The 7,346-nt window shown below is 65.6% G+C and carries 8 protein-coding genes; 4 read left to right on the top strand and 4 right to left on the bottom strand.

Translation table 11 applies throughout. The features are described 5' to 3' along the window. Both JMF90_RS16135 and JMF90_RS16130 read left to right on the top strand, forming a co-directional pair. On the top strand, positions 1-515 hold a 515-nt coding region (locus JMF90_RS16135), incomplete at its 5' end, for an isocitrate/isopropylmalate family dehydrogenase (RefSeq protein ID WP_236597988.1). A gap of 3 nt (positions 516-518) precedes the next feature. Next, positions 519-1,967: an aldehyde dehydrogenase family protein gene (locus JMF90_RS16130; RefSeq protein ID WP_011549094.1), complete on the top strand. Its 1,449-nt coding sequence runs from the start codon at positions 519-521 to the stop codon at positions 1,965-1,967. A gap of 279 nt (positions 1,968-2,246) precedes the next feature. Here the strand turns inward: JMF90_RS16130 and JMF90_RS16125 are convergent, their stop codons facing one another. From JMF90_RS16125 to JMF90_RS16115, 3 genes are all read right to left on the bottom strand, one after another. Further along, entirely contained in the window at positions 2,247-3,185 is a 939-nt protein-coding gene (locus tag JMF90_RS16125) for a PLP-dependent cysteine synthase family protein (protein WP_011549095.1), read from the bottom strand. Positions 3,186-3,231: 46 nt separating this feature from the next. After that, entirely contained in the window at positions 3,232-3,639 is a 408-nt protein-coding gene (locus JMF90_RS16120) for an MAPEG family protein (protein WP_011549096.1), read from the bottom strand. A 222-nt stretch (positions 3,640-3,861) separates the two neighbouring features. After that, the gene (locus JMF90_RS16115; protein WP_011549097.1) at positions 3,862-4,728 is read right to left on the bottom strand and encodes an NmrA family NAD(P)-binding protein; all 867 of its coding nucleotides are present in this window, start codon (positions 4,726-4,728) and stop codon (positions 3,862-3,864) included. Between the two features lie 210 nt (positions 4,729-4,938). On the opposite strand from JMF90_RS16115, the gene JMF90_RS16110 reads away from it, so the two are divergent. Continuing rightward, positions 4,939-5,859, top strand: a complete 921-nt coding sequence (locus tag JMF90_RS16110; RefSeq protein ID WP_011694939.1) for a LysR family transcriptional regulator — start codon at positions 4,939-4,941, stop codon at positions 5,857-5,859. A 61-nt stretch (positions 5,860-5,920) separates the two neighbouring features. Continuing rightward, positions 5,921-6,973: an RNA-guided endonuclease TnpB family protein gene (locus tag JMF90_RS16105; RefSeq protein WP_054928642.1), complete on the top strand. Its 1,053-nt coding sequence runs from the start codon at positions 5,921-5,923 to the stop codon at positions 6,971-6,973. A gap of 69 nt (positions 6,974-7,042) precedes the next feature. Here the strand turns inward: JMF90_RS16105 and JMF90_RS16100 are convergent. After that, the coding region (locus tag JMF90_RS16100) for a helix-turn-helix domain-containing protein (RefSeq protein WP_201325223.1) at positions 7,043-7,346 on the bottom strand (304 nt) is incomplete at its 5' end.

Genomic DNA, 7,346 nt, shown 5'->3' with positions numbered 1-7,346 from the left:
TCACCATGCCGTTCTGGGACGAACGCCTCGCGGAAATGGCCCGGTCGTTCCCGGACATCGAAACGCGCAAATATCACATCGACATACTGTGCGCGCACTTCGTCCAGAATCCGGATCGCTTCGACGTCGTCGTCGCCTCGAACCTGTTCGGCGACATCCTGTCCGACCTCGGCCCCGCGTGTACCGGCACGATCGGCATCGCGCCGTCGGCGAACCTGAACCCGGAGCGGCGCTTCCCTTCGCTGTTCGAGCCGGTGCACGGCTCGGCGCCCGACATCGCGGGCCGCGGCATCGCGAACCCGATCGGCCAGATCTGGTCGGCCGCGTTGCTGCTTCAACACCTCGGTCGCGGCGAATCGCGCTACGAAGCCGCGGCCGCCGAAATCGTCGCGGCGATCGAATCCGTGCTCATCGCCGGCCCGCGCACCCGCGACATGGGCGGCACGGCCAGCACCGAAGAACTGGGCGCCGCGATTGCACACACCATCGCGAATCCCGCATCGATCGAGGAATGACCCATGCAATTTGATCACTACATCGGCAACGCCCGCGTCGTACCGAATACCGGCGAGCGGATCGACGTCGTCGACCCGAGCACCGGCGAACCGTTCGCGACGATCGCGCGCGGCGATGCGACCGACGTGCAGCGCGCCGTTTCCGCCGCACAGCGCGCGATGGGCGACACGCTCGACGGCCCGTGGGCGAAGCTGTCGCCGGTCGAACGCAGCAACCTGCTGTTCGCGTACGCCGCGGCCGTCTCGCAGCATGCGGACGAACTCGCGCAGCTCGAAGCGCGCGACACGGGCAAGGCGCTGAACACCGCCCGTACCGATGCCGCGGTGCTCGCGCGCTACCTCCAGTACTACGCCGGATGCGTCGACAAGCTGCACGGCGACACACTGCCCTACACCGCCGGGTTCACGGTATTGACGGTGCGCGAACCGATCGGCGTGACCGGCCACATCATTCCGTGGAATTACCCGATGCAGATCTACGGTCGCTCGGTCGGCGCGTCGCTCGCCGCCGGCAATGCGTGCGTGGTCAAGCCGGCGGAGGACGCGAGCCTGTCCATTCTGCGGCTGGCGGAAATCGCGGCCGAGGTCGGCTTTCCGGCCGGCACCGTCAACGTCGTCACGGGGCTGGGCGGCGAAGCCGGCGCGGCCCTATCGGCCCATCCCGGCATTCGTCACATCTCGTTTACCGGATCGACGGGAACGGGCGCGCTGGTCGGCCGCGCGGCCGCCGAGCGTCACTGCCCGGCAGTGCTCGAGCTGGGCGGCAAGTCGCCGCAATTGCTGTTCGACGATGCCGATCTCGATCAGGCGCTGCCCGTCATCGTCAACGCGATCGTGCAGAACGCGGGGCAGACCTGCTCGGCCGGCAGCCGCCTGCTCGTCCAGCGCACCGTCTACGAACGCGTGCTCGATCGTCTCGCGCAGCAATTCGAGCGGCTGCGTTCGGGGCCGCCGTCGATGAATCTGGAGATGGGGCCGCTCGTCAATGCAAAGCAGCATGCACGGGTGCGGGCCATCGTCGAGCGCGCGCAGGCCGACGGCATTCGCGTGGCGGCGCGCGGCACCATCGCGGCCGGCGCATCGGGCGCAGGCTACTACCAGGAAGCGGTGCTGTTCCGCGACGTGCCGCCCGACAGCGAGCTCGCGCAGGAAGAGGTATTCGGCCCGGTGCTCGCGGCCATGCCGTTCGACGACGAAGACGCGGCGGTCGCCCTCGCGAACGGCACGCAGTATGGCCTCGTCGCGGGTGTCTGGACCCGCGACGGCGCCCGCGCGCTGCGGCTCGCGCGCAAGCTGCAGGCCGGACAGGTCTTCATCAACAACTACGGCGCGGGCGGCGGCGTGGAACTGCCGTTCGGCGGCGTGAAGGCAAGCGGGTATGGCCGCGAGAAAGGCTTCGAGGCATTGCTCGGCTTTACCGCGCTGAAGACCATCGCGATCCGGCACGATTGATCGCGGCCACGCTGCGACGGCCGTTCGGGCCGTCGCCGGAGAATCGCCATGTCCCGACTGACCATCGTGGGCGCCGGCCGCGTCGGCCAGACGCTCGGCAACCTGATCGTCGCGAACCGTGTCGTCGACGTGGGGCAAATCTACGCTCGTGACATCGCGCGCGCCGCCGTGGCATTCGTCGGCGCCGGCCGACCGGTCGATGATCTTGATCGGGCCGAGCCCGCCGACATCTGGCTGCTGTCCGTACCGGACACCCGGATACGATCCCCCCAAAAGCCATCAGCCCATCGTCTGCGCGAACGACTTCAGATACTTCATGCCCGTGTCGCACATGATCGTCACGATCGTGGCGTCCGGGCCGAGCCGTTCGGCGAGTCGCAATGCGCCGGTTACGTTGGCGCCGGTCGACGTACCGCAGAACAGCCCCTCCTCCGCGGCCAGTCGGAACGCCATGGCTCTTGCGTCCTCCGTCGAGACGCGCTCGAGTTCGTCGGCGATGCCGTCGCGCCAAAGCGGCACGACATAGCCCGCGCCGATCCCGTCGATCTTGTGCGCGCCGGTCGATCCACCCGACAGCACCGCCGATTCGGCCGGCTCGACACCGGCGATCCGGATGCGTGCGTCATGCTCGCGCAAGCGCCGCGAAATCCCGCGCAGCGACGCAGCCGTGCCGACGCTCTGGACGAAACCGTCGAGACGGCCGCCGGTCTGCTCCCAGATTTCGTCGGCCATCTTCGTATAGGCGTCGAGCTGATCGGTGTTTTCCATCTGCGCGGTGATGTATGCGCCCGTCTCGCCGGCAATCCGATGCGCCTCGCGAATCATGTCCTTCGTCAGCTTCCCGGTTTGCTTGCCGTTGTCGCTCGGGACGAGCGTCAGCTCCGCGCCAAGCAGGCGCATGTGATCGAGCTTCTCCTTCGAGAACGCATCCGACGAGACCAGATGCAGCGGATGCCGCTTGACGGCGCACACCAGCGCGAGCGACACGCCCGTGCTGCCACCGGTGTACTCGACCACCGCGCCGCCGGGCTTCAGACGCCCATCGCGCTCGGGCGCTTCGATCATCGCGAGCGCGATCCGGTCTTTCATGCTGCCGGTCGGATTCTGACTTTCGAGCTTGACGAACAGACGCGCGCCGTTCTTCGGGACAACGTGTCGTAACGGGACGAGCGACGTGTTGCCGATCGTGTCGAGGATGCTGCCGGGAGTCGATTTCATGTGGACCTCTGAAGTGAGCGAACGGGCAAGACCCGGCGGGTAGCCGTCAGGTCGCATGACCGAGCAGCGCGACAGCGAACGTGAGCGTTGCCGCGAAGCCGGTCAGGAAAGCGATCGTGCGAACAACCGGAATGCCAGCGGCGTAGACGACGTAGTGAACCAGCCGCGCCCCGAGATAGAGCCTGGCCGAGAACACCGTCGCCGGGCTGCTCGCACCCGTCATTGCGCACATCAATACGAGCGGGGCGAACACGGCAAGATTCTCGATCGCGTTCGCATGCGCACGCCGTGCGCGCTCCGCCCACGGTGGATCGGGCGGATGGGACGGATCGGGATTGCTCAAGGCCGCCATCAGGCCGCGTGTCATGATTCTGGCCAGCATGTAAGGAATCCACATCAGCAGCGTCGCGATCGCGGTCAGCGTCAGCAGGTGAAGTTCTGGCGAAAATGTCATCGGATTGGCCTCTGTCGGACTGAGCCGCAGGCGGGATCTGCGGATGCCGGAAATGCTTCGCAGTCTAGACTCGGGACGAGGCCGCTCGCCATAGTCATAAATGACATTAATAGCGACATTCACGACAGCCATTCGACATGAAAGCCACTATCCGTCCGACCGGAAAATCCGATGCATGGGCGGGGTAGCGCAAGCGCGCCACGCGCCGCCCGCTGCATTCAATCAGACCGTACGCGACACGAGCTCGCCCAGAACCGTGTCCAGTGCGACATGGCCGTGCAGGATTTCTTCAGGATCACTTTCGAAATCGATCCAGCCTTCGTTGAAGCCGTCCAGCATGCGCATGCGGGGGAGCGGATGCTTCATGCCCTGCGCGCGAAACAGCGCTTCCCACGTTCGTCTGTCGACGGCTTCCGCGCGCACGTCCCGGCCCAACACGCGAGCGAAGGCCAGCGCGAGATCGTTGGGGCTCACCCGGCACGGGCCTTCGAGCTCGACGACACGCACACCGTGCCACGTCTGCTGGAGCAGTTGCGCCGCCACGCGGCCGACGTCCGCGGTGGCGACCATCGGCACAGGCTTGTCGAGCGGCTGCAGGTAACTGGCGACGACGCCCTCGTCGCGCGCGGACGCGACATCCCACGCGGCGTTCTCCATGAACCAGCCGGGCCGCAGGAACGTCACCGGCATCGGCATCTCGCGCAGCGCCTGCTCCATCAGCGCGAGTTGCGTGAGCAGATTGGGCTCGTCGGCCTGCGCGCCGATCGTCGACAGGCACACGACCCTGTCGGGGCGCGCCTTCAGCAGCGCGGCGGACACGGCCTCGATCACTTTCCGCGCTTCGGGAAACCCCGGCGCCGGATCGAACACCGGCGGCAGCAGGATGAAAACGCCCGTCGCGCCGGCGAATGCGTCGGCGAGCAACGCCGGGGCTTCCATGAAAGCCGTTGCGATCTCGCACCCGCGCGCCGCCCATGCCGCTGCCCGCGTCGCGTCGCGCACGACCGCGCGCACGGGCCGACCCGAGGCCAGCAGTTCACGGGCCAGTGCGCCGCCGACCTTGCCGGTAATTCCTGTGATTGCATACATTGCTCGTTCTCCATGTGTGAATACGTGGGTCGCATTCTGGACAAACGCCGACCAAAACAAAACGACATGGATGGCATCAGATAAGTGACAACGCGTCATCAATTCGGCATGATCGACACGGACGCCCGGCGTGGCTACGCTGTGCGGCGTCGGCGTGTCGGCCTTCAGTGGGTCGTGCGCGATCCGCCACCCGTATTCAGTCGAACCACCATGAGATCCAGTAGCGAGAAGCTGTCAGGCAGCATCAGCGTGTTCGCCGCCGTCGTCGATGCCGGGACGTTTTCGGCTGCCGCCGACGTCATCGGCATGACGCCGCCGGGCGTCAGTCGAGCGATCGCGCGGCTGGAAAAAAGGCTGAACATCCGGCTGTTCAACCGAACGACGCGGTCGGTGTCGCTGACCGAAGAGGGCCGCCGCTTTTACGAGCAGGTCATGCCCCATCTCGCCGGGCTGGAGGAAGCCGCCGCGGCGGCCGCGGGCGGCGCCTCCGCGGTGCGCGGCAAGCTGCGAATCAATCTGGATCCGGTCGTCTACCGCGCCATTCTCGGGCCACGGCTCGATGCGTTCATGGACGCGCATCCCGAACTCGAAATCGAGCTCATCGCGCGAGACAGCCTGGGCGACCTCGTGATGGACGGCTTCGACCTCGCCGTGCGCTTCGGCGAACCGCGGGCATCCAGCCTGATCGCGAGAAAGCTGCTCGATACCGGCGTCGTGACGGTCGCGGCGCCCTCGTACATCGCGCGCCGGGGACGGCCGGCCAAACCCGAGGACCTCGAAGACCGGCACCACCGCTGCCTGGAATTTCGCAATCCGGAGACCGGCAAGCCGTTCGCGTGGGAATTCCATCGCAAGCGCAAACGCATCGTGGTCGACACTCGCGGACGCCTCACGGTCAACGATCCGGGCGCGCTGCTCAACGCGTGCCTCGCCGGCTCCGGCATTGCGCAGATGCTGCTGCTCGGTGCCGAGCCGCTGATCGCCGACGGCCGGTTGATCAACCTCTTTCCCGAATGGGCCGACGAGCGGTATCCGCTATACGCGTATTACCCGTCCCGGCATCACGTGCCGGCCAAGACCCGCGCATTCCTGGATTTCATCAGAATTTGCTCCGAGAAACCCCGCCATTGATGCCGGGAAGGAAAGGAGTGCTGTTGACAGACAGCTTCTTCCACGGGTTAGGATCACCTGCATGATCCTCGTCTACCGCTACCGCGTGAAGTCGCTCAACGGACTGCTTAACAAGCAGAGCCGCGCGGTGAACTACGTCTGGAACTTCTGCAACGACACGCAGAAGCACGCGCTCAAGTGGAGCAAGAAATGGCCGACCGGATTCAACCTGAACGTGCTGGCGACCGGCAGCAGCAAGGAACTCGGTATTCACTCCGGCACGGTCAACGCGACGTGCGAGCAATATGCGAAGTCGCGCAGTCAGCGCCGTCGGCCCTACCTGCGCTATCGCGGCAGGAAATCGTTGGGCTGGGTGCCGCTGAAGGGGCGTGACCTGAAGCGCGAGGGTGACGCGTTCCGTTTCGCCGGCAACACGTTTCGGGTGTTCAACAGTCGACCGCTTCCCGAAGGCAAGATCAAGGACGGCACCAACTTTGCGCAGGATGCACGCGGCAACTGGTTTCTCAACATCGTGATCGAGATGCCCGATGTGCAGGCCCGCCCGATCCGTTCCGGCGTCGGTATTGATCTCGGCCTGAAAGACTTCGCCACACTTTCGACCGGCGAGAAGCTGCCCAATGACCAGTTCGGTCGACGAGCGGCGGAAAAGCTGGCGAAAGCGCAACGGGCGCGAAAGCACAAGCGGCATATCGCGAAGCTGCACGCCAAGGTCGCGAATGCGCGTGCCGATTTCCAACACAAGCTCGCGCTCGATCTGGTGCGGCGCTTCGATTACATCGCGGTCGGCAACGTGTCGGCTGTCAAACTCGCCAGAACCAGGATGGCGAAGAGCGTCTACGACGCGTCCTGGTCGTCCTTCCGAAACAAACTCCGCTACAAAGCGGTCGCGCACGGGGCCACGTTCGAGGAAGTGGACGAAAGCGGTTCCACCCAGTCCTGTTCGTCGTGCGGGTCGAAAGACAGCGCGACGCGGCCGAAAGGTATCGCGGGACTGCGAGTAAGAGAATGGGCCTGCAGTGACTGTGGTGCCGAGCATGATCGTGATATCAACGCTGCGCTGAACATTCTCCGATGCGGACGTGCATCGCCAGGTGTGGGAATCCGCCGCCTTTAGGCGGTGGAGGACGTCAAGGTCGAACTGACGGGTATTCACGGGGGCGTCGGCGCACGCTAGTGGTGTTCGCTACCGATTGTCGGCACGCAACTCCCGCACCCCACGGCCGAGCCTGCGGCGCAACAAGGCCCGCAACGTCGCCGAATCCGCGTAACCCACTTCGCTTGCGATCGTCTCCAGGTCGTAACCCATCGACACGAGGTTCTGCGCCCGTTCGATTCGGAGATCCTGGAAGAACGCCAAGGGCGACTTCCCGAGTACCGCCTCGGTACGGCGCTGCAACGTGCGTGGTCCCACGGCCAATGCAGCCGCCGCTGTCTGAAGCGAGAAACCGAGGGAAAGATGCTCGCGGGCCCAGCGCTCGAATCGCGCG

Origin of the sequence: Burkholderia sp. E168m23 (assembly GCF_016586125.1) — a bacterium.
In the GTDB taxonomy this organism is placed as follows: domain Bacteria; phylum Pseudomonadota; class Gammaproteobacteria; order Burkholderiales; family Burkholderiaceae; genus Burkholderia; species Burkholderia orbicola.
The sequence above is the reverse complement of the archived record's forward strand: the minus strand, read 5'-3'. Positions and strand labels throughout refer to the sequence as shown.